Source organism: Microbacterium sp. CIAB417 (assembly GCF_022788845.1).
The window spans coordinates 198,096-222,614 of record NZ_JAHZUT010000006.1; the positions used below are offsets into that span (position 1 = coordinate 198,096).

At 70.9% G+C, this 24,519-nt stretch carries 20 protein-coding genes and 1 riboswitch; of the genes, 10 read left to right on the forward strand and 10 right to left on the reverse strand.

Annotated elements, in window-relative coordinates; genetic code table 11:
• Positions 1 to 38 precede the first annotated feature (38 nt).
• On the forward strand, positions 39 to 842 hold the full coding sequence (locus KYX17_RS24530; RefSeq protein ID WP_243230676.1) for a hypothetical protein: 804 nt from the start codon (positions 39 to 41) through the stop codon (positions 840 to 842).
• Between the two features lie 98 nt (positions 843 to 940).
• Here the strand turns inward: KYX17_RS24530 and KYX17_RS24535 are convergent, their stop codons facing one another.
• On the reverse strand, positions 941 to 1,399 hold the full coding sequence (locus tag KYX17_RS24535; protein WP_243230678.1) for a GNAT family N-acetyltransferase: 459 nt from the start codon (positions 1,397 to 1,399) through the stop codon (positions 941 to 943).
• A gap of 129 nt (positions 1,400 to 1,528) precedes the next feature.
• On the opposite strand from KYX17_RS24535, the gene KYX17_RS24540 reads away from it, so the two are divergent.
• Entirely contained in the window at positions 1,529 to 3,745 is a 2,217-nt protein-coding gene (locus KYX17_RS24540; protein WP_243230685.1) for an NADP-dependent isocitrate dehydrogenase, read from the forward strand.
• A 65-nt stretch (positions 3,746 to 3,810) separates the two neighbouring features.
• Here KYX17_RS24540 and KYX17_RS32380 read toward each other — a convergent pair whose 3' ends face one another.
• The gene (locus KYX17_RS32380) at positions 3,811 to 5,274 is read right to left on the reverse strand and encodes a L,D-transpeptidase family protein (RefSeq protein ID WP_243230686.1); all 1,464 of its coding nucleotides are present in this window, start codon (positions 5,272 to 5,274) and stop codon (positions 3,811 to 3,813) included.
• 111 nt (positions 5,275 to 5,385) lie between these two features.
• On the opposite strand from KYX17_RS32380, the gene KYX17_RS24550 reads away from it, so the two are divergent.
• Complete coding sequence (locus tag KYX17_RS24550) at positions 5,386 to 5,967, forward strand: putative glycolipid-binding domain-containing protein (RefSeq protein ID WP_243230687.1); 582 nt, start codon at positions 5,386 to 5,388, stop codon at positions 5,965 to 5,967.
• A 77-nt stretch (positions 5,968 to 6,044) separates the two neighbouring features.
• Here the strand turns inward: KYX17_RS24550 and KYX17_RS24555 are convergent, their stop codons facing one another.
• Together KYX17_RS24555 and KYX17_RS24560 are read right to left on the reverse strand one after the other, a co-directional pair.
• Positions 6,045 to 6,530 (reverse strand): hypothetical protein, encoded by a 486-nt coding sequence (locus KYX17_RS24555; protein ID WP_243230689.1) that lies wholly within the window; start codon positions 6,528 to 6,530, stop codon positions 6,045 to 6,047.
• 113 nt (positions 6,531 to 6,643) lie between these two features.
• Positions 6,644 to 7,051: a RidA family protein gene (locus KYX17_RS24560; protein WP_243230691.1), complete on the reverse strand. Its 408-nt coding sequence runs from the start codon at positions 7,049 to 7,051 to the stop codon at positions 6,644 to 6,646.
• 25 nt (positions 7,052 to 7,076) lie between these two features.
• Here KYX17_RS24560 and KYX17_RS24565 point away from each other — a divergent pair, with 25 nt between their 5' ends.
• The 5 genes from KYX17_RS24565 (at position 7,077) to nagB (ending at position 14,596) form a co-directional block, all read left to right on the forward strand.
• A complete protein-coding gene (locus tag KYX17_RS24565) occupies positions 7,077 to 8,294 on the forward strand; it encodes an alanine racemase (protein WP_243230694.1) in 1,218 nt (405 codons plus the stop codon).
• Positions 8,285 to 11,527: a family 20 glycosylhydrolase gene (locus KYX17_RS24570; RefSeq protein WP_243230699.1), complete on the forward strand. Its 3,243-nt coding sequence runs from the start codon at positions 8,285 to 8,287 to the stop codon at positions 11,525 to 11,527. Before KYX17_RS24565 ends, KYX17_RS24570 begins: the two co-directional genes overlap by 10 nt.
• A 79-nt stretch (positions 11,528 to 11,606) precedes the next feature.
• On the forward strand, positions 11,607 to 12,794 hold the full coding sequence (locus KYX17_RS24575; RefSeq protein WP_243230701.1) for an ROK family transcriptional regulator: 1,188 nt from the start codon (positions 11,607 to 11,609) through the stop codon (positions 12,792 to 12,794).
• A gap of 52 nt (positions 12,795 to 12,846) precedes the next feature.
• Positions 12,847 to 13,824 carry an ROK family protein gene (locus KYX17_RS24580; RefSeq protein ID WP_243230703.1) on the forward strand — a complete coding sequence of 326 codons (978 nt, stop codon included), beginning with the start codon at positions 12,847 to 12,849 and terminating at the stop codon, positions 13,822 to 13,824.
• Positions 13,817 to 14,596, forward strand: coding sequence for a glucosamine-6-phosphate deaminase (gene nagB, locus KYX17_RS24585; RefSeq protein ID WP_243230712.1), 780 nt, complete (start codon positions 13,817 to 13,819; stop codon positions 14,594 to 14,596). Before KYX17_RS24580 ends, nagB begins: the two co-directional genes overlap by 8 nt.
• Positions 14,597 to 14,778: 182 nt before the next feature.
• Here nagB and KYX17_RS24590 read toward each other — a convergent pair whose 3' ends face one another.
• From KYX17_RS24590 to KYX17_RS24615, 6 genes are all read right to left on the reverse strand, one after another.
• The gene (locus KYX17_RS24590; protein WP_243230714.1) at positions 14,779 to 15,180 is read right to left on the reverse strand and encodes an NUDIX domain-containing protein; all 402 of its coding nucleotides are present in this window, start codon (positions 15,178 to 15,180) and stop codon (positions 14,779 to 14,781) included.
• Positions 15,173 to 16,537 (reverse strand): FAD-binding oxidoreductase, encoded by a 1,365-nt coding sequence (locus KYX17_RS24595; RefSeq protein ID WP_243230716.1) that lies wholly within the window; start codon positions 16,535 to 16,537, stop codon positions 15,173 to 15,175. Before KYX17_RS24595 ends, KYX17_RS24590 begins: the two co-directional genes overlap by 8 nt.
• A complete protein-coding gene (locus tag KYX17_RS24600) occupies positions 16,534 to 16,905 on the reverse strand; it encodes a YrdB family protein (protein WP_243230719.1) in 372 nt (123 codons plus the stop codon). Before KYX17_RS24600 ends, KYX17_RS24595 begins: the two co-directional genes overlap by 4 nt.
• Before the next feature lie 9 nt (positions 16,906 to 16,914).
• Positions 16,915 to 19,068: a sigma-70 family RNA polymerase sigma factor gene (locus tag KYX17_RS24605; protein ID WP_243230722.1), complete on the reverse strand. Its 2,154-nt coding sequence runs from the start codon at positions 19,066 to 19,068 to the stop codon at positions 16,915 to 16,917.
• A 413-nt stretch (positions 19,069 to 19,481) separates the two neighbouring features.
• Positions 19,482 to 20,633 (reverse strand): N-acetylglucosamine-6-phosphate deacetylase, encoded by a 1,152-nt coding sequence (locus tag KYX17_RS24610; RefSeq protein WP_243230727.1) that lies wholly within the window; start codon positions 20,631 to 20,633, stop codon positions 19,482 to 19,484.
• Entirely contained in the window at positions 20,630 to 22,129 is a 1,500-nt protein-coding gene (locus KYX17_RS24615) for a beta-N-acetylhexosaminidase (RefSeq protein ID WP_243230728.1), read from the reverse strand. Before KYX17_RS24615 ends, KYX17_RS24610 begins: the two co-directional genes overlap by 4 nt.
• Positions 22,130 to 22,192: 63 nt before the next feature.
• Positions 22,193 to 22,277, forward strand: a riboswitch (ZMP/ZTP riboswitch).
• A gap of 32 nt (positions 22,278 to 22,309) precedes the next feature.
• On the opposite strand from KYX17_RS24615, the gene glyA reads away from it, so the two are divergent.
• Entirely contained in the window at positions 22,310 to 23,584 is a 1,275-nt protein-coding gene (gene glyA, locus KYX17_RS24620) for a serine hydroxymethyltransferase (protein WP_243230730.1), read from the forward strand.
• A complete protein-coding gene (locus tag KYX17_RS24625; RefSeq protein WP_243230733.1) occupies positions 23,581 to 24,468 on the forward strand; it encodes a bifunctional methylenetetrahydrofolate dehydrogenase/methenyltetrahydrofolate cyclohydrolase in 888 nt (295 codons plus the stop codon). The genes glyA and KYX17_RS24625 overlap by 4 nt, the downstream gene beginning before the upstream one ends.
• Positions 24,469 to 24,519: the final 51 nt, after the last annotated feature.

The following is a 24,519-nucleotide window of genomic DNA, read 5'->3' on the forward strand; positions in this document are numbered from 1 at the left end:
CGGATGCCGAGGCATCCGTCCCGGTTAGCATGAAGGACATGGACCCCCTCACGCTCGCGGAGTTCTGGTGGGCGGTGCCGGCGGCTGCCGGCGCCGTGGGGGCCGGAGCGTGGGGAGCCCATCGCATGAACGCCGAACGACGGCTCGGATACGACGCCGCCAGGCTCGAGTTGCGCCAGGCCGTGGCGGACGCGACGGCGAAGCAGAACGCGGCGCGGGTCGCACGCGCCGATCTCGCCCGCATCACGGCCGAGCGCGCGGCCTCGCGGGCGAGCGCGGAGGACGTCGGCCGCGCGCGGCGCGAGTTGCAGGCGGCGCAGCGCGAGGCGAAGGCGGCCGCCGCCGCGGTCAAGGCGCTGCGCACCCGGGTCGCCGCTGCCCGCGCCGAGATCCCCGCGCGGTCGGAACCGACTCCGCTGGACCGCCTGCGTGCCCAGCACGACACCGTGCTGGTGCGGTGGATGCAGTACGAGACCGATCCGGCCAGGGCGATCGCCTATCCCACCATGAGCGACGGGCACGTCCCGGCGACGGCGGCGTTCCTCGGGGCCCTCGAAAACGCACAGGCCCGTCGTCCGGCGGAGGGCAAGGTCACCCCCGCCGAGTTCACGGAGTACCGCCTCGCGGTCGTGCGGCTGGAGCAGGCGTTCGACGACGCCGAGCGTGCGGCCCGGCTCGCGGCCGGGGAGCGGCCGACCGCAGGGCCCGGGTGGCAGGACGCGGCGCAGCAGGTGATCACGCTGTCCGCGGATGTGCTGGATCGGGCGGCGGGTGTCGCCGCATCCGCGATCGCCGCCTGGCGCGACCGATCCCGCCCCGACGGAGGTCAGAGCGCACGCTGATGCGGGACGAGCGACGGCCGTGAGCTCGTCGTCGCAGGCGCGCCGGTGAAGGCGACGGGGTCTCGGTGGGGGAGGGGATCCGAGGCCCCGCCGCCGGTCTAGGACGCGATCCGGATCTCGGCGATGACCTCGCCGTACTCCGTCTCGCCGACAGGGGAGAAGCCGACGCGGTTGAAGAATGCCTCGGGGCCGCCCTCGCCCGCCTCGTAGATGACGTCGACGTGGTCGAAGCCGCGTGCGCGGGCCTCCTCGACGAGCGCCTCGACCGCGAAGCGCCCGACTCCGCGGCCCTGGTCGTCGGCATCCACGTTGATCCGCCACAGTACGGAGCGGAAATGCTCCTCGGGGGCATCCGGGTCGAAGTTCGCGCTGACGAATCCGACCACCTCGTTGCGGTCGAGCACCACGCGCTGCCAGGAGGTCTTCGGGTTGATCACCGTGGCGGCGATCCCGTAGGAGACCGGAGCGAGGAACTGCTCCTGCCCGGGCTTCAGGGACAGGTTGTTGACCGCGACGATCGTCGCGGCCGAGAGTTCGACCACACGCAGTTCCGACATAAGCCCAGGGTAACCGCTCCCGGTGGTTCTGACACCAGAGCGCGTCTCGAATCCTCGCGATCAACGCCGCGACGAGGCCTCAGGTATCTTGGAATCGAGACAAATGACCTCGTGAACGGAGATCTCCCGGTGACCGACGACGCCATCATCTACACCTACACCGACGAGGCGCCGGCTCTGGCCACCGCCTCGCTCCTGCCCATCGTCCAGGCGTACGCCGGGAAGGCGGGGATCGAGCTCGAGACGCGCGACATCTCCCTGGCCGGCCGCATCCTGGCCGCGTTCCCGCAGCGCCTGAGCGCCGAGCAGGAGGTCTCCGACGCACTCGCCGAGCTCGGCGGGCTCGCCACCACCCCCGAGGCCAACATCATCAAGCTGCCGAACATCTCGGCATCCATCCCGCAGCTGAAGGCCGCCATCGCCGAACTGCAGGGCAAGGGCTTCGACGTCCCGGACTTCCCCGATGAGCCGTCCACGCTCGAGGAGAAGGACGTCCGTGCACGCTACGACCGCATCAAGGGGTCTGCGGTGAACCCGGTGCTGCGCGAGGGCAACAGCGACCGTCGTGCGCCGCTGGCCGTCAAGAACTACGCCAAGAAGCATCCGCACCGCAACAAGGCGTTCGCCGAAGGGTCGAAGACGCGGGTCGCCACGCTCGGTCACGACGACTTCAAGTCGAACGAGCGCAGCTGGGTCGCCCCCGGCGACGACGTGCTGACGATCCAGCACGTCGCGGAGGACGGCACCACCACGGCGCTCAAGGAGAACCTGAAGGTGCTGCCCGGAGAGATCGTGGACGCCACCTTCCTCTCCGCCGCCGCCCTGGACGCCTTCCTCGCCGAGACGCTGACCGCGGCGAAGGCCGATGACGTGTTGTACTCGGTGCACCTGAAGGCGACCATGATGAAGGTCTCCGACCCGATCATCTTCGGTCACGTCGTCAAGGCCTATTTCGCCGACGTGTTCGCTCAGCACGGCACGGCGCTCGCCGAGGCCGGCCTCAGCGCCAACGACGGGCTCGGCTCGATCCTCGCGGGTCTGGCCGACCTGCCCGGTGGCGAGGCGATCGCCGAGGACTTCTTCCGCGCCATCCAGAACGGCCCGCGGCTGTCCTACGTCAACTCGGACAAGGGGATCACGAACCTGCACGTCCCCAGCGACGTCATCGTGGACGCCTCGATGCCGGCGCTCATCCGCAACGGCGGCAAGCTGTGGGGCGCCGACGGCGGCGAGGCGGACACGATCGCCGTGATCCCGGATTCCTCCTACGCGGGCGTCTACCAGGCGACGATCGACGACGTGATCGCGAACGGTCCGCTGGACCCCGCCACGATCGGCACGGTGCCGAACGTGGGTCTCATGGCACAGGCGGCCGAGGAGTACGGCAGCCACGACAAGACGTTCGAGGTCACCGAGCCGGGGCGCATCCAGGTCGTGACCTCCGCGGGCGACGTCGTCCTGGAGCACGCTGTGCAGCCGGGGGACATCTGGCGCGCCACGCAGACGAAGGACGTCGCGATCCGCGACTGGGTGAAGCTGGCCGTGACGCGCGCCCGCGCCACGGGAGCGCCTGCCGTGTTCTGGCTGAACAAGGAGCGCTCGCACGACGCCGCGCTGATCGCGAAGGTGAACGAGTATCTGAAGGACCACGACACCGAGGGCCTGAAGATCGAGATCCTCGCCCCCGAGGACGCGACACGCTACTCGCTGGAGCGTCTGCGCCGCGGTGAGGACACCATCTCGGTGACGGGCAACGTGCTGCGCGACTACCTGACCGACCTCTTCCCGATCCTCGAGGTGGGAACGAGCGCCAAGATGCTCTCGATCGTCCCGCTCCTCGCGGGCGGCGGCCTGTTCGAGACCGGTGCCGGCGGATCCGCCCCGAAGCACGTGCAGCAGCTCGTCGCGGAGAACTATCTGCGCTGGGACTCGCTGGGCGAGTTCTTCGCGCTGGCCGCCTCGCTCGAGCACTTCGCGGAGCGCACGGGCAACGAGAAGGCGCGCGTGCTCGCCGAGACGCTGGATGCCGCGACCGGCACGTTCCTCGAGGAGGACCGTTCGCCCGGCCGCGCGCTGGGCACGATCGACAACCGCGGCAGCCACTTCTACCTCGCCCTCTACTGGGCGCAGGAGCTGGCGAAGCAGACGACGGATGCCGAGCTGGCCGCCGCGTTCGCCCCGATCGCGGAATCCCTCACGGCTCAGGAGCAGACGATCGTGGCGGAGCTGAACGCCGTGCAGGGCTCGCCCGCCGACATCGGCGGCTACTACCGTCCTGACGCTGCGAAGGTGGCGGCGGTGATGCGTCCGTCCGCGACGCTGAACGGCGTGATCGACGCCCTCTGATCCGGGCAGAGGAAAGGGCGGATGCTTCGGCATCCGCCCTTTTCCGTATCGGTGCTGTGCTCAGGTCAGTTGTGGACCCAGACCTCGACGCCGTCCGGCGCCCATTCGTAGACCCACTTGGCGGCCGAGATCGGCATGTTCACGCATCCGTGGCTCATGACGTTGCCGTAGTTGCTGTGCCAGTACGTGCCGTGGAAGGCCTGGTTGCCGTTGAAGTACGTGACCCAGGGCACGTCCTTCGTGACGTAGTCCTCGCCGACCATGTCCTGGATGCGCACGTGGGCGCGGATGGTGAAGTGACCGGTCTCGGTCTCGTGACCCGCGCGTCCAGAGGAGATGTACCAGGAGTTGACGAGCTTGTCGTTCTCGAAGAAGTACGCGCGCTGCTCGCTCAGGTCGACCTCGGCGCGGCGGACGAGTCCGGTGGTCTCGAACGGCGTCTCTGTGACCGAGAGTGCGAAGTTCGCGTTGCCCTCGGCGAGCTGAGCGGCGAAGTCGTCGGCGACCGAGGAGGTGTCTCCCACGGTGCGACCCGCCTGTCCGCCCGTCAACTCCCGAAGGACGTCCCCGCTGGAGTTGACCACGTTCGTCGCGTTGACCGGAGCGCGATCCACCGCGGCTGCCAGGCCGTCGACCGTCTTCTGGATCGCTGCCGGGTCCGCCTCGATCACGAGGGCGCCGTCGACGTTCTCGACGCTCAGCCAGGTGGCGGCGACGGTCGGCGCGACCGGCACGGTGCGCTCCTCGCCGACGTAGAAGCCGATCGTGGAGAGCATCGTGTTCAGTTCGCCCGCCGTGGCCTGGGCGTCCTCGGTGGAGATCTCGGGGAGCGCCTCGGTGGGGTCGCCGGAGAACTCCAGGTCCGACTTCCCGTCGCCGATCGCCTCGACGAAGGCGTCAGACAGCGACGCGACGTCGATGCCGGTGCCCGATTCGGCCGGCGTCACGGTGTAGGTGCCGGATGCCGCGTCGAACACGACCGTGGCGTCGGTGGCGTCGCTGAAAGAGGTCGGAACGGCGGCGCGCAGCGCGCTCTCGGCCGTCTCGGTGTCGAGCGTGATGGTCGCGGGGATGGGATCGGCGCCCCACTGCCCGACGTTCCACAGCGGGCGGTCGGCGAAGGCCTGCTCGGCCAGGGTCGTCGCATCGACGGAGGCTCCGAGGTCGGCACCCGTGACGACGACGTCATCGCCCATGCCGGTGAGCGTGATCTCGGTCTCGGCCAGACGCGCGCTGATCGTCTCGGCGGCCATGCCGGGGGTGAGCCCGCCGACCTGGATGCCTGCCACGCTGGTGCCGGGGGCGATGAGGACCATCGACGCCGCTGCGGCACCGAGAACGACGACGCCCGCACCGATGCCGACCCACAGGCCGACGCGCTTCTTCCTGGGTGCGGGCTCACGCGGAGCCCACTCGACGGGCTGCTCGCCGGGAGGCAGCTGGCCTGTCCCGAGCGCACCGGAAAGCGTCTCCGGGACCACCTCTGTCTTGGCGGTGTCGGAGCCAGGTGCTGCAACAAGATCGGTCACGATCTCACCCCCCGTGATCGGCGTGACGCGCTTCGTCCCTCTATCGTACGGGATCGCTTATCACGGAATGGCAACGGTCGGCAACTTCGCAGGGCGTCTAGGTTCGTCGGCATGAGACTCTCCGCTCTCCCCGAGGCCGCGAGCTGGAATCACCACAGCGGTCGGGTCGGATTCGAAGTCGCGTTCTTCCGCGCGGCCCAGGACGGGCATCGTCTGACCGGTCACACGACGGCGCACGAGTCGCCCGTCTGCTGGTCCGTCGGCTACGACATCCGGGTCGATCGCGCATGGAGGACGCGCGCGGTCTCGGCGATCGGGCTGTCAGTGGCGGGCGAGCGCACGGTCACAGCGGCCCGTGACGAGGAGAATCGGTGGACGGTGGACGGGGTGCGACGGCCCGACCTCGACGGATGCGTCGACGTGGATCTCGAGTCGTCAGCCGTCACCAACACGTTGCCCGTGCACCGCATCGACTTCCGCGTGGGGGTGGGCGTGGACCTGCCGGCGGTGTTCATCAGGGCCGACGACCTGCGGGTGGAACGGCTCGATCAGCGCTACACCCTGATCGATGCCTCGGCCGATCGGCCGGTGCTCCACTACGAGTCGTCGACGTTCGACGTCTCGTGCGAGCTGCAGCTCGACGGTGCGGGGCTCGTCCTGGCGTATCCCGGGATCGCCACCAGGGACGGTTGAGTGCCGCGCCCAGGCCCCGCACACACGGATGCCCCGCGGCCGAGCGGCCACGGGGCATCCGTTCGATCAGCTGGGATTCAGCCGGCGCAGAGCGTCGACAGCTCCGTGGCGGAGTCCATCAGGTCGGTCGTGAGCGTCGACATGTCGGACGCAGCAGAGGCATCCTGATCGATGAGCACGGCCGACAGCAGGTCGCCCAGCTTGGTGTACTGCTCGTGGAGAGCGGTGGCCGCTTCCTTGACCTCGGCGTTGGTCACGGAATCGGCGGCCTCGCCGATGGAGGCGACCGTCTCATTGAATGCGTCGACGGTGCCCTGCGGGTCGCTGGCGGCCGCCTCCATGTCGGACAGGCCGGACATCGACGAGCTGGCCTCGGTGAGAGCCGGGACGACGACGGCGCAGGCATCCGCGACCGACTGGTCCGTCGTGGTCTCCGCGGGCGCCTCTTCGCTGGTCGAGGAGTCGTCGGTCTCGGGCTCCGACGCGCTCGGGGATCCCGAGCAGGCGGTGAGGCCCAGGACGGCGACGACCGCGATGGTCCAGGCAGCGATGGTGCGGTTCATGTATTCCCCCTGTGTGGACGCACCGCGATGCGGTGCTCGTTTCTCCGGTCGCGTCCAGTCAACCACAGCGCGGCACTGCTCCCCGACGGGGAGAAGTGCCCATGCGCCGCGAATCAGCCCTCGACGATGGCGATGCCGTCGATCTCGACGAGCATCTCTTCGCGGGGAAGCCCGGTGAAGACCGTCGTGCGCGAAGGGAGCACACCGCTCGGCGTGTTCGCCTCGACGAAGGCGCCGTATGCCTCGTTCATGATCGCGAAGTCCTCGCGCTTGGTGAGGTAGACGCGCAGCATGACGACGTCGTCGAACGTGGCGCCCGAGGCTTCGACGATCGCCTTGACGTTCTCGAGCGTGCGCGTGGTCTGCGCCGCGACATCCCCGGGGAAGAGGTACTCGTTCGTCGCGGGGTCCACCGGCCCCTGACCGGAGACCTGCACGAACGGGCCCTTGCGCACGCCCTGGGAGAAGGTGTGCGCGGGGGCGGGAGCGGCGTCGGTCGTGATGCGGGTCTTCGAGCTCATGGCTTCAGCCTAGTAGCCTTGTTAGGTGCCTCTACAAATTCCCGATCCCGTTCTGGGCCCCTGGGCCAAGGCGTTCCCGGCCCGAGCGCACGGGCTCCGCCTGTCCGAGGTCGCGAATGCGGATCTGCGGCTGTCGGAGTTCTCGACGCCGGTCATGACGGTTAGTGAGCCGGCGCTGGTTCACAACGAGAGCACCGTCTTCGAGTGGGCGCGCGAGCAGGGTGTCCTCCTCGCACCGCACGGCAAGACCACGATGGCCCCTGCGCTCTGGCAGCGGCTGCTGGACGCCGGCGCCTGGGGCCTCTCGGTCGCCACGCCCTGGCAGGCCGGAGTCGCCGCCGAGGCCGGTGTGCGACGCATCCTGATCGCGAACGGTGTGACGGATGCCGCGGCCGCCGCCCGTCTCGGCGATCTGCTCGCCGGCGACGACGGCCTGCGCATCCTCTGCTGGGCCGACTCCGAGGCGACGGTCGAGATCCTCGCCTCCGCCGTCTCCGACGCGGCGCACCCGCTGGACGTCCTCGTCGAGATGGGCGGCCTCGGCGGGCGCACGGGTGCCCGCACGGTCGACGAGGGCACGCGGGTCGCCGACGCCGTCTCCCGCGCGGCGGGGCTTCGCCTCGCGGGCGTCGCCGGCTACGAGGGCCCCTTCGGACCCGACCGCACCCCGGCATCCGTCGCGGCCGTCGACGAGTACCTGCAGACCCTCGTCGACCTGCACGAGCGACTCGAGTACCCGCAGGGTCTCCGGCCGGTGCTGTCCGCGGGCGGAAGCGCGTTCCCGGATCGTGCCGCCGCCGTGCTCGCACCGCACCGCGATCGTGCGGACGTGGTGCTGCGCTCCGGCGCCTTCCAGATCCACGACGACGGCTTCTACGCGCGCATGTCCCCGTTCGGCTCCGCCGTTCCGACGGCGCCGCTGCGCTCCGCCATGCACGCGTGGGCACGCGTCGTCTCGCACCCGGAGCCGCAGCTCGCCCTGCTGGATGCCGGTCGGCGCGACGTGCCCTTCGACATCGACCTCCCGGTGCCCCAGACCGTCGCCGGAGAGATCACCGCCTTGAACGACCAGCACGCGTTCCTCCGGTGCGCGCCGGAATCCGCGCTCGCTGTCGGGCAGGTGGTGCGTCTCGGGCTCTCGCATCCGTGCACCGCCTTCGACAAGTGGCGGGTGGTGCCGGTGATCGACGATCCGGATGCCGCGGACCCGCGCGTCATCGGGGCGGTGGCGACATGCTTCTGAGTGCGGAGAAGGCAGCGGCGGGCCTCGTCCGGGTGTACCGCGATGCCGGCGTCGTCGACGGCACGGGCGCCGATCGCTTCACGGCCGACGTCGCCGTCGAAGGGGCGCGGGTCGTCGGCATCCGCCGCGGCGGGGATGCCGACTTCGAGCTGCCGGACGGGACGATCGAGGTCGACGCGGCGGGGCTGGTGCTCGCCCCCGGGTTCATCGACATGCACGCCCACAGCGACCTGGCCGTGCTGCGGGGCGCCGAGCACACCGCGAAGATCCTGCAGGGCGTGACCTGCGAGGTGATCGGACAGGACGGACTCGGCTACGCCCCGCTCGACGATGCCGCGGCCCTCACGATCCCGGCGCAGATCGCCGGATGGAACGGCCCTGCGGACGTGCCGTGGCGGACGATGACCGAGTTCCTGGTCGCGGTGGACACCGCCACCGCCGCGAACGTCGCCGTGCTCGTTCCGCAGGGGAACCTCCGGCTGATGGTCGTCGGCCACGAGGACCGTCCCGCGACGCCGGAGGAGATCGCCCGCATGGCCGAGCTCCTCGGCGCCGCCCTCGACGCGGGCGCGTTCGGGATGTCCAGCGGGCTGACCTACACGCCGGGGATGTACGCCTCGACCGCCGAGCTCGAGGCGCTGTGCCGCGTCGTCGTCGAGCGCGGCGGCTACTGGGCTCCGCACACCCGCAGCTACGGGGGCGCGGCTCTCGACGCCTACCGCGAGGTGCTGGACATCGGGCGGCGCACGGGGTGCCCGATCCACCTCACGCACGCGACCATGAACTTCGCGCCCAACCGGGGGCGCGCCGACGACCTGCTGGCGCTCGTCGACGAGGCGGTGGCCGACGGGGTGGACGTCACGCTCGACACCTACCCCTATCTGCCCGGCGCCACGACCCTCGCCGCCCTGCTGCCCAGCAGGCTGGCCGCGGGCGGCGACCTGCTCGGCGCCATTGCGGACCTCGACGCCGACGGCCGCGAGCGGGTGCGAGCCGAACTGGAGGACATCGGCTGCGACGGCTTCCACGGTGAGCGCGCGGACTGGTCGCGGATCGAGATCTCGGGTGTCGCGGATCCCGCCCTGGTCGGTCTCGTCGGTCGGCGCATCGACGAGATCGCCCGGTCTCAGGGTCGCAGCGCCGTCGACGTGGTGCTCGACGTGATCGTTCAGGATGCCGGGGCCACCGGCATCCTCATGCACATCGGCGATGAGCAGAACGTCCGCCGGATCATGCGGCATCCGCGTCACAGCGGCGGCAGCGACGGCATCCTCATCGGCGACAAGCCGCATCCGCGCGGATTCGGGACGTTCCCGCACTACCTCGGCCACTACGTGCGCGATGAGGGGGTGCTCAGCCTGGAGGAGGCCGTGCGTCATCTCTCGGCGACGCCGGCGCGCCGGCTGGGGCTCGATCGAGGGGACGCTCCGCGCGGCGTGATCCGCACGGGGGCCACGGCGGATCTCGTGCTGTTCGATCCGGAGCGGATCGCTGCCGGCGCGACCTTCGACGACCCGCGCGCCGAACCCGTCGGGATCGTCGAGGTGCTCGTCGGGGGAGTGGCCGTCGTGTCCGGCGGCCGGGCGACGGGAGCGACCCCAGGAGCGGCGCTGCTCATGCCCGCGCCGGCCCATCGCGCCACGGTCCCCGCGCTCAAGGCGGACATCGACCCGCAGGCGCCCCCGTTCGTCCTGGACCCGCGAGTGTTCATCGATGCGCCCGACGCCTTCGCCGGCGTCGGCCAGTGGCTGCAGGAGCTTCTGGAGCTGACGGGGTCGCAGGATCCGGATGCCGGCACCATCGCGCTCGTCCAGGACGCCGCGTTCGAGAACCCGGAGTCGTTCCGCATCACCGTCGGGCGCTCGCGCGTCGAGGTGCGTGCGGCGCAGGCGATCGGCGCGTTCCGGGGAGCCACCGCGTTGCGGCAGCTGCTGCCGCCGGAGCGAACGCTGGGCGCACGTCTGCCTGCCGGCACCTGGGAGGGCACCCCCGCCTTCGGATGGCGCGGTGCCATGCTCGACGTCGCGCGGCACTTCCACCCCGCGGCCGACATCCGGCGGCTCATCGACGTGCTGGCGGCGCACCAGCTCACCGTCCTGCACCTGCACCTCACGGATGACCAGGGATGGCGGTTCGAGGTGCCCGGCTACCCGCGCCTCACCGAGATCGGCGCGCACCGCGAGGCGACCCAGCGCGGCCACGGGCCCTCCGCGACGGTAGAGCCCGGCGTCCACGAGGGGCACTACACGACCGAGGAGCTGCGCGAACTGGTCCGCTACGCCGCCGATCGCTTCATCACCCTGGTGCCCGAGGTGGAACTGCCCGGACACGTGCAGGCCGCTCTCGCCGCATACCCCGAACTCGGCAACCTCGACGCCTCCGAACCCGCGACGGGACCGTGGGAGCGGTTCGGGGTCAATGAGCGCACGCTCGCGCCGACCGAGGAGTCGCTCGCCTTCGGGCGCGCGGCGATCGACGCGCTGTGCGACGTGTTCGACTCGCCGTGGATCGGCATCGGCGGCGACGAGGTGCCGGTGACGGAATGGGCGCGCAGCGCGGCGGCGGCCGAACGCATGCGCGAACTGGGCATCGACTCCGCGCACGGCGTCCAGCCCTGGTTCACCGCGCATCTCGTGGCGCACGTCCGCTCCCGCGGGCGCACGGCGCTGGCCTGGGACGAGGTCCTCGAGGGGGACGTCCCCGACGGTGTGGAGATCCTCGCCTGGCGGGCGCCCGTCGCACTCGACGAAGCGCTGGACCGCGGCATCCCGGTGATCGCGTGCCCCGACCTGGAGGTGTATCTGGACTACCGGCAGTCGGAGTCCGCGGACGAGCCGGTCCCCGTCGGACCGCCGCTCACCGTCGAGCACGCGTACACGCTGCGCATCGACGAGCGCGCCCTGGGTGGGCAGGCGAACACGTGGACCGAGCATCTGCCCACGCGGGACCGAGTCGACTACGCGATGTTCCCCCGGCTCTCGGCCATCGCCGAGCGGCTCTGGGTCGGCGGCGAACCCGCGCCCTTCGACGATTTCGCCCGCCGACTGCCCGTGCAGCTGCGCCGGCTCGCAGCGGCGGGAGTGCGGTATCGTCCCCTCGACGGCCCGTCTCCCGACCAGCGGCGCCCCGGCGTCCCCGGTAAGCCCATGACCGTCGATGCCCGCCGCGAGATCGTCGCGGATCTGGTCGCGGGCATCATCGCTCGCCGGGGAGCGGAGGAGACCCCGCGGTAAAGTAACGTTTCGGTAACCCTGCCCGTCGCGCAACTGACAGAGGTTGCGTAAATTTTGTTCGTAAGGTCTACTAACAAACATGTCCGAATCGGATGGGATGCGTGCACCGGCCACGGCCGAGTACACCGGCGCGACCGCGCACGGATTCGCAGGTGCGCGGCACCTCCGCTCGCGCGCCAAGGTGCTTCCCGAGCACGCGCGGGGTCACAACCGCGCCCTGGTCCTGCAGACGCTGTACCACGCCGGTGCCATGAGCCGCGCCGACCTGTCCCGGGAGACCGGACTCACGCGCGTCACGATCTCGGATCTCGTCGCCGAGTTCATCGCGGACGGCATCGTCGTGGAGAAGGGGATCCGCGAGACCGCCGGTCCGGGCAAGCCGCCGATCCTCATCGACATCGACCGCGACGGGCATCAGATCATCGGGCTCGACCTGTCCGGACCCGAGGCGTTCCAGGGCGCCGTGCTCAGTCTGGACGGCGAGGTCCTCGAACGTCGTGAGGTGCCGCGTCCTGCCACGCCCGACGGCGCCGCGACCTACGACGCCATGCTCGGACTCGCCCGTGAGCTCATGGCGGCGTCCACGACGACCCTCCTCGGCGTCGGCGTCGGCACTCCCGGCATCGTGCGCCCCGACGGCGTCGTCATCGAGTCGCCGAACCTGGGCTGGACCGATTTCCCGCTCGAGGCGCGCCTCGGCCTGGATCTGGACCTCCCCGTGACCGCGCGCAACGACGCGAATGCCGCCGTCCTCGCCGAGTACACGTTCGGCGAGGCGAAGGCCGACGTCATGCTCATCAAGATCGGGCGCGGCGTCGGCGCCGGGCTCATCACCGGCAGTCAGCCGCTGTTGGGCAGCCGGTTCGCCGCCGGCGAGATCGGCCACGTCGTCGTCGGGACGGACGGCGGACCGCGATGCGTGTGCGGAAAGGACGGATGCCTCGAAGCCTGGCTCAGCGGCAGTCGTCTGGCCGCGGCCATCGCCCAGGCGCCGGACTCCCGTGACGAGCTCCTGCGCGACGCCGGCACCCGCATGGCCGTCGCGATCGCCCCGATCGTCAGCGCCCTGGACCTCTCCGAGATCGTCCTGTCCGGCCCGGCCGACCTGCTCGACGACACCTTCTTCGACGCGGCCACCGAGACCCTGCGCGCGCGCACGCTCGAGGGCGTGTTCGACGACGTCGTGATCCGCCCCACGCTGCAGGACGACATCGTGCTGCGCGGAACTGCGGTCATGGTGCTGTCCGGGCAGCTGGGGGTCTCCTGATGCGCCGCACACCGCCCGCCTCCGTCCTCGCCGACCGGCAGCCCGTCAGCCGATGACGCGGCGCAGGGACACCGACACGCGCGGTCGGGCGATACGCGTGGGCCTGGACGTCGGCGGCACGAAGACGGATGCCGTCGCCGTGGGGCTCGACGGCGAGATCCTCGCACGCGTGCGCCGGCCGACCGGGTGGGGGGACGACGCCGTCATCGCCAGCATCCTGGACAGCGTCGCCGCCCTCGCGGAGGAGGGCGGGTTCGTCGCGTCCGCGATCCGCTCCGTCGGCGTCGGGATCCCCGGCCTCGTCGAACCCGGCACCGGACGCGTGCTGCACGCCGTCAACCTCGGCGTCGAGTCGCTCGACATCGAGGCGCGCGCGGGCAGCCGTCTGCAGGTGCCCGTCACCGTCGAGAACGACGTCAAGGCCGCTGCTCTCGGCGCGGCCGCACTGCGCCGTGACACCGCGACCATGGCGTATCTCAACCTCGGCACGGGGGTCGCGGCCGGAATCGTGGCGGACGGGCGCATCTGGCGCGGGGCGCGCGGCACGGCGGGAGAGGTGGGACACCTCAGCGTCGATCCGGCCGGACGGCTGTGCGGCTGCGGCCAGCGCGGCTGCGTCGAGACGCTGTGCGGTGGCGGCGCCCTGGCGAAGGCGTGGGGACGCCCCGGTGCCCTTCCCGTCCGTGACATCTTCGACGCCTCCGAGACCGGCGATCCCGTCGCGACGGCGCTGCGCGCCGATCTCGCCAGGGGAGCGGCGGCCGCCGTGCGCATCCTCGTGCTCTCGGTCGACGTCGAGACGGTGGTCATCGGCGGCGGGCTCACCGCGCTCGGGGAGCGCCTGCACACGGACATCGTCGCGACCCTGCGGCGCGAGGCCGAGGGGTCGGCGTTCATGCGCTCCCTCCGGCTGGATGAGAGGATCGAGCTGCTGCCGGCGGGTTCCCCGGCGGCGGCTCTGGGCGCGGCGCTCGTGGGTGCCGCCGAGTTCGCACCGGTACCGGACAAGGAGATCGTCACCCATGGCTGAAGTCGTCATCGTCGAGAACAGCGCCGCGGCAGGAGCCCTGGTCGCCGACGAGATCGTCGCGCTCATCAGGGAGCGCTCAGACGCGGTACTGGGGCTCGCGACCGGGTCGACGCCGCTGCCCGTGTACGAGGCGCTGCAGAGCCGGCTCGAAGGCATCGACGTGTCGCACGTCCGCGGGTTCGCGCTGGACGAATACGTCGGCATCGACCCGGCGCATCCCGAAAGCTATCGCTCGGTGATCACGCGCGAGGTCGTGGAGCCCCTGGGCCTCGACCCGCGGCGCATCCACGTCCCCAACGGTGCGGCGGACGGCATCGAACATGCCGGCTCCGACTACGAGGCGGCGATCGCCGAGGCCGGCGGCGTCGATCTGCAGATCCTCGGGATCGGCACCGACGGGCACATCGGATTCAACGAGCCGGGATCGTCGTTCGCGTCGCGCACGCGCGTCAAGACGCTGACCCAGCAGACCCGCGAGGACAACGCGCGTTTCTTCGACACGATCGACGACGTCCCGATGCACTGCATCACGCAGGGCCTCGGTACGATCCTCCAGGCGCGTCACCTGGTGCTGCTGGCGTTCGGCGAGAACAAGGCGCAGGCCGTCGCGGACGCCGTCGAGGGACCGCTGTCCGCCATCCTCCCCGGGTCCGCGATCCAGCTGCACCCGCACGCGACGGTCGTCGTCGACGAGGCGGCGGCGTCGAAGCTGAAGCTCGCCGATTACTACCGGTACACATTCGCGAACAAGCCGGCCTGGCAGGGGATCTAGCGCACCCGTCCGGTCGCAGTTTCTGTCGTCATCGGCCCGTGGGTTCCTTTCCGGTCGCAGTTTCTGTCGTCATCGGACTCTGAGCTCGCTTCCGGTCTCAAATCCGGTCGGCTCAGCGCGCCGATAGAGGCATGGATTGCGACGGGAACGCGGGCGACCAGGCCGAAACGGCAGGCGGGAGCCTAGGCCTCCGGCCAAGCCAGCGGGAGCAGGTGCTCGAGGCTGAGCGGAGCCAGCGGCAGCGCGGCGATGTCGGCCGGGGTGATCCAGCGCAGCTCGGCGAGCTCGGCCTGGACCGCGACGTCGTCCGGCTCGGCGCGCATCGCGAAAGCGGATGCGACGACGCGGTGCCCCGGTTCATTCGCGGCATCCGAGACGAACTCGCCCAGTGGCGTGAGGTCGGCTTCCGCGACCCGTAGACCGAGCTCCTCCTCCAGTTCGCGGGCCAGTGTCTGCGCGGCGCTCTCGCCCGGCTCCGGCTTGCCGCCGGGCTGCATGAAGCGCACCGTACCGTGCTTGCGGACCACGAGCACACGGTCGGCGGAGTCTCTGATGATCGCGGCGCTCACATGGATGTCAGGCATGCGGGGTGAACACCTTTCCGGGGTTGAGGATGCCGAGCGGGTCGAACACGCGGACGATGTCGTGCTGCAGCCGCCACTGATCGTCGCCGAGCTCCTCGGCGAGCCACCGGCTCTTGAGCGTCCCGATACCGTGCTCGCCGGTGAGCGTTCCACCCAGGCGGATCGCGGCGCGGAACAGCTCATCGGCCGCACGCCAGATCTCGGCGGGAACCTCCGCGCCCTCGAAGATGAAGTTCGGGTGCAGGTTTCCGTCGCCCGCGTGCACGACCGTGGGGATGGTCAGATCGTACGCACGCTCGATGCGGGAGATCTCGTCGAACATGGCCGGCAGAGCGCTGCGCGGTACGGAGACGTCCTCGATCAGTGTGGTTCCGAGAGACGCCATCGCGGCGTGCATGGAGCGGCGGATCGACAGGAGGCGCTCGCCCTCCGCCGGGTCGTCCGAGAGTGCCACCTGGCCGCCGTGAGCCGTGAGGATCGCCGCGATGCGCTCGGCCTCGATTCGGGCGGCGGTGCCGTCGGTCTGGATCGTGAGCTGCGCCGCGCCCGCGGCCGGTGCCGACAGCGACAGCAGGGCATGGACCGCAGCGAGGGCGGCGGCGTCCATCAGCTCCATGATCGCGGGCTGCTCGCCCGCCGCCGTCACGGCGGCAGATGCCGTGGCGGCGGTCCGGGCATCCGGGAACACCGCGGCGATCGTGCAGGTGCCGCCCGGGACCAGGCGCCGCAGCTTCAGCGTGGCGCCCACGACCACTCCGAGCCTGCCCTCCGAGCCGATCACGAGAGAGGTAAGGTCGAGTCCGGTGACGCCCTTGACCGTGCGATGACCGAGATGGAGGAGGCGTCCGTCGGCCAGGACGAGGTCCACGCCGAGGACGGCGTCGCGGACCACTCCGTACTTGGCGCACAGCAGCCCGCCGGCGCCCGTGGCGATGTTGCCGCCGACCGTGGAGATGTCCCTGCTCGCCGGGTCCGGCGCCCACCAGACGCCGTGCGGCGCCAGCGCGGCGTTGAGCTCGGCGTTGAGGATGCCGGGTTCGACGACAGCGAGAAGGTCGTCGGGGCGGATCTCGTGGATGCGCGTCATGCGCCGCGTGGACAGCACGATCTCGCCCTCGCCGGCATTCGCGGCGCCGGCCAGACCTGTGCCCGCACCGCGCACCACGACGGGCGTGCGGGTCTCCGAGGCGATGCGGAGCGTCTCCTGGACGTGCGCGACGGTCTCGGCGTGGACGACCGCGAGGGGGCGGCCGGGGGCCGCGTGACCAGAGCGGTCGGCGCGGGCCTGTTCGCGGGAGGCCTCGCTGACGTCGACGATGTCGCCGAGCGCCGCCTGCAGCGCCGCGAGCGCGCTCATGCCAGAGATCGCCGCCCGGCGATCACTCCGGCCGCGATCGCCACCACGGCGAAGACCGATCCGATCAGTGCCTGGCCCATGGACCACCACGCGATCGTGACGCCGACGTAGACGAGCAGCTCCACGGCCGCCCGCAGGAACGGATGCAGCCGCAGCACGGGACGCGGCGACAGGAACAGGGCCCAGACGAGCAGGACCACGACGGGGGTTCCGATGCCGAGGACGATGTTCCATGGCATGTCCCACGACGCGAAGCCCCACAGGGCGAGCGAGGCGAGGCTGACCAGAAGGATGACGACCCGGACGATGTCGAGCGGAGTGACGTTCGGGCGGTTCACGCCCGGTTCGGCCGGAGTGTCGTGGGTCATGCTCCCAGTCTATTCGGCGGGCGGTGCGGCCTCGTCGCCCGGGACCAGTGCGGATGCTGGGGCGACGGCCTCCTCGGCCGCGTCCTTGAGGGGCGCTGCGACCTGGTCGGCTGCGGCCTTCTCCTCGGCGGCGGGCTGCTCGGCGGGGGCGCTCTCCGCCGCGGGGTCCTCAGTCGTCGGCGCCAGCGGCGCGGAGGACGGATCGGCAGGAGCGGGCTCTTCAGCGGCCGGTGCGGGCTCGGTCGGAGCCTGCTTCTGCTCCGGCTCGGACGGCTCGGCCTCGGCAGCCGCAGGAGCGTCCGTCTGGTCGTCGGCGGGGGTGTCCGCGGCCGGGATCTCGTCCGCAGCGGGGTCCTCCGCCGGCGGGTCCTCGGCCGGAACCTCGCCTTCGGGGAGGGTCTCCTCCTCGCCGTCGCAGGCCGGGGCGAGCAGGACGGAGGTCAGGGTCACGCCCAGTGCGGACAGCGATGTCTCATAGGGGTGGACCGGTCCGTCGACGGTGACGTAGTGGAACTCCACGTCGGCGTTGAAGAGGATCTGGTCGAGGCTCGGACGGAGGCTGATGGTCCCGCTGCCGTCCTCACCGAGCAGGATGTTGTCTGCCCTGCTCGTGCTGCCATTGAGCAGCGCCTGCACCTCGGCCTCGGGCACGCCGAGGACGTCGATCGAGACATAGGTGACCGCCTCGTCGCCGAGGCACATCGTGACGTCGACGAGCTCGACGGGCGACGTCGGCACGACCGGGTCCACGGGGTCGACCGGGTCCACGGGATCCACGGGATCGACCGGATCCACGGGGTCGACAGGATCGACAGGGTCCACAGGATCCACCGGAACCTCGGGCACCGTGCCCGTCTCCCCGCCGCTTCCCGATTCCGCCGGGGGAGCGACCTCGGCCGGTGGAGCGACCGGCTCCTCGACCGGCACGGCATCCGCTTCCGGCGCGGGGTCGTCCTTCTCCTCGGCATCCGGGTCGTCGAGGACGAGATCCTCGGCGTCGAGCGCTTCCAGCTCGTCGTCGGGGCCCACCTCGGTCGGGATGGAGGGGGAGTCCGAGACCTCTCCGGCGCTGGGGAGGCTCGTCATCGCGGGCGCCGAGACGAGACCGGGAACGATCGCGGCGGCCGCGACGACGCCCGCGACCACGAGGGCCGCCGAGCCGACGCCGACGAGTGCACCGATTCCCGAGACCGCACCGGCACCGCCGGCTGCACTCGAACCGCTTGCGGCGCCGGCGCCTGCCGTGCCGCCCGCTCCGGCTCCGCCCGCTCCGGCCACCGCCGCGCTCCCGGCACCGGCGATCACCACGCCGCCCTCGACCACGCTCGACGGCATGGCGGCGAGAGCCACGATCGGGGTTCCGCCGCCCTGCAGCGTCGCGAGATAGCCGGCCGCGCCGGAGACTCCGAGGACGAGGGGGAGCAGCACGAGCGCCAGACGCTGGGACACGTCCTTCGCCTCGGCGGCCACGATCATGCAGCGCGCGCAGTCGGCGAGATGCGCGTCGAGGCGCTTGCGGTCGCGGTTGCTCAGGTTCCCGCGCGAGTAGGCGCCGAGGTGCTCGATGGTCCACTGGCATTCGGAACCCGGTGCGGCGCTGCGCAGGTGCGCCTGGATCCACGCCTCGCGCAGGCCCTCGCGGGCGCGGAAGGCGAGCTGAGCGACGGCGCCGGCCTTCATACCGAGCAGCGGAGCGACCTCTGCGGGCTTCATCTGCTCGATCTCGGTGTACCAGAGCACTTCCTGCCAGCGAGACGGGAGGCTGCGGAACGCCTGCGCGGTGAGGCCCCGGTCCAGGGCCTCGTCGGCTGCCTGCTCGGTGCTGTCCGGATCGGCGACGGCCTCCATCTCGTCGATGGCGGTCTCGCGACGCGCCTTGCCCCACCCTGCTGCGGTGTTGCGGATGCTCGTGAACAGGTAGGCACGGAACGAGCCGTTGGGTCCGCCGCCCTTGAGGATCGCGTTGTAGATGCGCGTGTACGACTCCTGGACGAGATCGTCCGGGTCGAGCGTCGAGGTGATCGACCGCGCGACGGCGATGCCGGACGGATAGTGGCGTCTCCAGAGTTCGCCGAAGGCCTCCCGGTCCCCGGATCGGGTGCGGAGGATCAGATCGGCGTCGGCGATCTGCACGTCGTGGTCGTTTTGGTCAGGCACGGTCATCCAGCTCTCGTGGAGCATCGGTTCGGCTCCACAGGAAGAGACGCGTGAATCGGGTCCCCATCACGCGCCCGAACCATTCTCACCCGGTTTTCTCAGCCTGGCCAGCCCTGGGGACAACTCGGAGCGAACTCTCTGAGGGATCACGGCAGAAATCTCCGAAGAATTTCTCTGCATTCGCGTAATGGATCGGTCAGGACGCCGTCTCATCAACCAGAGCATGCTGTCGGATCCCCACCGGGGGGCGGAGATCCGGCGGCACCGGTGCACGGGGCAACCGCGCCGGTACAGGCGGGCTCGGGATCCTCGGGGGAGGAGTTCCCGAGCCGCCTGCTCGTTCCGGAGGGACTGGGGCCGCCGCTGACTGGGGTGCGGCGGCCTCCCCTCGACCCCCGCGATCCGGCACGCGTCGTGCATCACGCAGCGGCCCGGCCGCCGACCCACACGCGGTGTACGCGCAGCTGCGCGTCCAGGAGCACGGCGTCGCCCAGCATCCCTGTGTCGAGTCGTCCCACGCGGTCGCCGGCGCCGATCGCTGCGGCCGGAGTCTCGGTCAGCGCACGGATCGCGGCGGCGAGCGGAACACCGGCCTGCACGGCGCGCTGCAGAGCGACGTCCTGGGTGAGGGTCGAACCGGCGATCGAGCCGGTGTCGTCGGTGCGCGCGACCCCGTCCGAGACCGTCACCTTGACGGCGCCGAGGTCGTAGTGCCCGTCGGCGCTGCCGGCGGCGGCCATGGCGTCGGTGACCAGCGCGACCCGGTCGGGCGCGGCGTCGAACACGAGCTTGATCACGTGGGGATCGAGGTGGACGTTGTCCGCGATGGCCTCGAGCACGACGCGACGATCGGCCGCTGCCGCGAGCACGGGACCCGGGGCGCGATGGTGGATGCCGCGCATGGCGTTGAACGCGTGCGTGAGGATCGTGGCCCCCGCATCGAAGGCGGCCGCTGCCATGGCGGCATCCGCGTCAGTGTGCCCGACCGCGGCGGCGGCGCCCGCCGCGACCACCGACCGGATCGCGTCGATTCCCCCGGGGAGTTCGGGGGCGATCGTGACCTGGCGCACCGTTCCGCGGCCGGCATCGAGCAGCCGCTGCACGTCGGCGGCGATCGGCGCCCGCAGCAGCGACGGCTCGTGGGCTCCCTGATGCCCGGGATCCAGGAAGGGGCCTTCGAGGTGCGAACCGAGGATCTCGGGATCCGCCTCGGTGAGGTCGGCGATCTCGGAAGCGCGGCGAGCGAGGTCGTCCAGCGAGGCCGTCACGAGCGACAGCACGGCGCGCGTGGTGCCGTGCGCGCGGTGCAGGGCACGGGCGGTACGGATCGCCTCGACGCCCTCGTCGTACGACGCACCCGCGCCCCCGTGGCCGTGGATGTCGATGAACCCGGGAGACAGGATCGCCCCGGGACCGGCGATCTGCGTCGCGTCGACGACGACCTCGGCATCCGTCCACGACGAACCCGTGCCGGTCGCGGAGACGAGACCGTCGTCGAAGCGCACCCAGGCGTCCGCGACGTCGGACCCGGAGGAGACCAGTCGGGCGGAATGGATCACGGTGGCGGTCATCGCGGGCTCCAGTCGATCTCGGAGGGGCGATGCCCTCCCCAGCCCTCCGCGTCCCACACGGCGCCGAGCCCACCTACGCGGTCGCGGAACGACGCCCAGTCCTTGGCGGATGCCGGAGACCATCCGATCTCAGCAAGCGCCGCCGCCCGCGGGAAGAACAGCTGATCGATGTCCGCGAGCGACGGGATCGTCTCGGACCACAGCGGTCCCTCGACACCCAGGATCGCCTCGGCATCGAGTCCGGGGACGATCTCCTCCGGCTCCCAGGAGTAGGCGCTCTCGAGGTCGATGATCGCCGCCCAGGTGAGTCCCAGCGGGAAGTCCGCGGTGTACTTCATGTCCAGATATGCGCGGGTGGACGGCGACAGGATGACGCGGCCGCCGCGCTCGGCGAACCGGCGGGTGTGCTCGGCGTGCTCCGCGGTGGGCGTGCTGCTTCCCCAGAACTGGCCGACGGTGCCCTCGGCGACCTGCGCGGATCCCGCCTCGTGCCAGGCCACCGGCGTCTTCCCGAGCTCGGCGGTGAGGGCCGTGACGCGTTCGATGAATGCGTCGAAATCGGCTGCGGGCGTGCCCAGGCACTCGTCTCCGCCGACGTGCAGGTACGGGCCGGGGGCGATCTCCGCCACTTCCGAGAGCACGTCGCGCAGGAACTCCCAGGTCGCGTCCTCGTGGATGCGCACGGAGGAGTGTCCGACTCCCCAGCCGAGGTAGGGCTCACCGGCCACGGGGAGCGGCTGGCCCAGGGACTCGGACTGCGCCAGGAGCATGTCGTTCATGACCGGAGCCTCGACGACATCCGGGTAGGCCAGACCGATCGCGTGCGTGTGCCCTGGGAGGTCGATCTCCGGGACCACGACCATGTGGTGGGCGGCCGCGTATCCGACGATCTCGCGGAAGTCGTCCTTGGTGTAGAAGCCGCCAGGGCGACCGAGCGTGGAGGTCCCCGCAGCCTTCTCCGTCAGCAGCGGGCGGCTGTCGATGTGCAGGCGCCAGCCTTGATCGTCGGTGAGGTGCAGGTGCAGGTGGTTGAACTTCAGCGATGACGCGCGGTCGATGAACGCCTTGACGGTCGCGACGTCGAAGAACGTCCTGGCGACGTCGAGCATGACGCCCCGGTACGCGTAGCGCGGGGCGTCGACGATAGAGGCGCGTGCGATCGACCAGACGCCGTCCTTCACGCGCAGCAGCTGACGAAGGGTCTGGACGCCGTAGAACAGCCCGGCATCCGATCCGGTGATCTCGACGCGGGCGCCGATCTCGAGGCGGTACGACTCGCCGTCGTCGTCGGTGCGGCGGAGGACGAGGTCGCCGTCGGACGGCGGGTCCGTGACGACATCCGGCCGCAGGCCGGTGCGCGCGGCGAGCACATCGGAGAGGACGGATGCCGCGGCATCCGCGCCGTCGACGATGACGATGCGCGTGGCGGGGGAGAGCACGAGCGTTCCGGAGCCCTCGGTCACGGACGCGGGCTGGGGGACAAGAGTAAGGACCATGAACAAAACGTACCGGTGACCGTGACGACATCCAAGCATCCGGACCGATCCGATCCGCTATGCTCGAGACGTCGCGACTGGCGTCTGGGTGGGGTACCACCGGGGAGCGACTTCTCATGGAAATCGACCGCGCGCCTGGGCCGATAGGAAATCCCTTCCGCCGTGAGATCAGGAGCAGCCATGACCGACCCGTACTTCAACGCCCCGCTGTCCGAAGTCGACCCGGAGATCGCCGAGGTCCTCGAGCGGGAGCTGAACCGCCAGCGCGGTTATCTCGAGATGATCGCTTCCGAGAACTTCGTCCCCGTCTCGGTCCTGCAGTCGCAGGGGTCCGTGCTCACGAACAAGTACGCCGAGGGCTACCCCGGGCGCCGCTACTACGGCGGCTGCGAAGAGGTGGACGTCGCGGAGGAACTCGCGATCCAGCGCGCGAAGGATCTGTTCGGCGCCGAGTTCGCCAACGTCCAGCCGCACTCCGGCGCCACGGCCAACGCCGCCGTGCTGCACGCGATCGCCCGCCCTGGCGACACGCTTCTCGGCCTCTCGCTCGACCACGGCGGTCATCTCACGCACGGCATGAAGATCAACTTCTCCGGGCGGCTGTACGACATCGTCGCCTACGGCGTCGACCCTGAGACCTCGCTCGTGGACATGGACGAGGTGCGGCGCCTCGCCCTCGAGCACAAGCCGAAGGTCATCATCGCCGGCTGGTCGGCGTACCCGCGTCAGCTCGACTTCGCGGCCTTCCGCGAGATCGCCGACGAGGTGGGCGCGTACCTGTGGGTCGACATGGCGCACTTCGCCGGTCTGGTCGCCGCGGGCGTGCACCCCTCGCCCGTGCCGCACGCGCACGTCGTGTCCTCCACGGTGCACAAGACGATCGGCGGCCCGCGCTCCGGTTTCATCCTCACCAACGACGCCGACCTGGCCAAGAAGATCAACTCCGCGGTGTTCCCGGGTCAGCAGGGCGGACCGCTCATGCACGTGATCGCGGCGAAGGCCACGGCGTTCAAGATCGCCGGCACGCCGGAGTTCCGCGAGCGTCAGGAGCGCACGGTCCGCGGCGCCGCCCTCCTCGCCGAGCGTCTCGGCCGCCAGGACGTGCAGGACGCCGGCATCCGGGTCCGCTCCGGCGGCACCGACGTGCATCTCGTCCTCGTCGACCTGCGCGATGCCGAGATCGACGGCAAGCAGGCCGAGGACCTGCTGCACGACATCCACATCACCGTCAACCGGAATGCGGTCCCGAACGATCCGCGTCCGCCGATGGTGACGTCGGGCCTGCGCATCGGCACGCCGGCGCTCGCCACGCGCGGATTCGGGGACGCCGAGTTCACCGAGGTCGCGGACATCATCGCGCTCGCGCTGCTGCCCGGTGCCGACGTGGCCGCACTGAAGGCGCGCGTCGACGCGCTCGCTGCGGCCTTCCCGCTCTACCCGGGGCTGACCCAGTGACCGCTGTCGTCCTGGACGGCAAGGCCGCCTCGGCCGAGATCAAGGCGGAGCTCGCGGAGCGCGTCGCGGCGCTGCGCGCTCGGGGCGTGATCCCCGGCATCGCCACGGTGCTCGTGGGGGCGGATCCGGCGTCCCAGTTGTACGTCGGGATGAAGCACCGGCAGTCCGAGGCGATCGGGATGAACTCGATCCAGCGCGAACTGCCGGCCGACGCCACGCAGGAACAGGTCGAGGCGCTGATCGACGAACTCAACGCCGATCCGTCCTGCCACGGCTACATCGTGCAACTGCCGCTGCCGAAGCACCTGGACACCGACGCGATCCTGGAGCGCATCGACCCGGCCAAGGACGCCGACGGGCTGCACCCGACGAACCTCGGGCGTCTGGTGCTCAATGTCAACGCCCCGATCACCACGCCCCTGCCGTGCACTCCGCGCGGGGTGATCGAGCTGCTGCTGCGCAACGACTACGACCTCAAGGGCAAGCACGTCGTCGTCGTGGGGCGCGGAGTGACGATCGGACGTCCGATGGGACTGCTGCTGACGCGTCGCGACATCAACGCCACCGTGACGCAGGTGCACACGGGGACGCCGGACATGTCGCCCTACCTGCGTCAGGCGGACGTGATCGTCGCGGGCGCGGGGGTGAAGCACCTCATCCGCGCCCACGACGTCAAGCCGGGCGCCGCCGTCCTGGACGTGGGCGTCACGCGCGAGACGGATGCCGAGACCGGCAAGACCCGCGTCCATGGGGATGTGCATCCGGACGTGGCCGAGGTCGCAGGCTTCCTGTCTCCGAACCCGGGCGGCGTCGGCCCCATGACCGTCGCGCTTCTCATGACGAACGTCGTGGAGGCCGCGGAGCGTCTCACCTTCGATCGTTGAGCCGCGGTTCGACTCGCATCGCTCGCTCCGCGCAGGTCTCCGTGAGCCGAA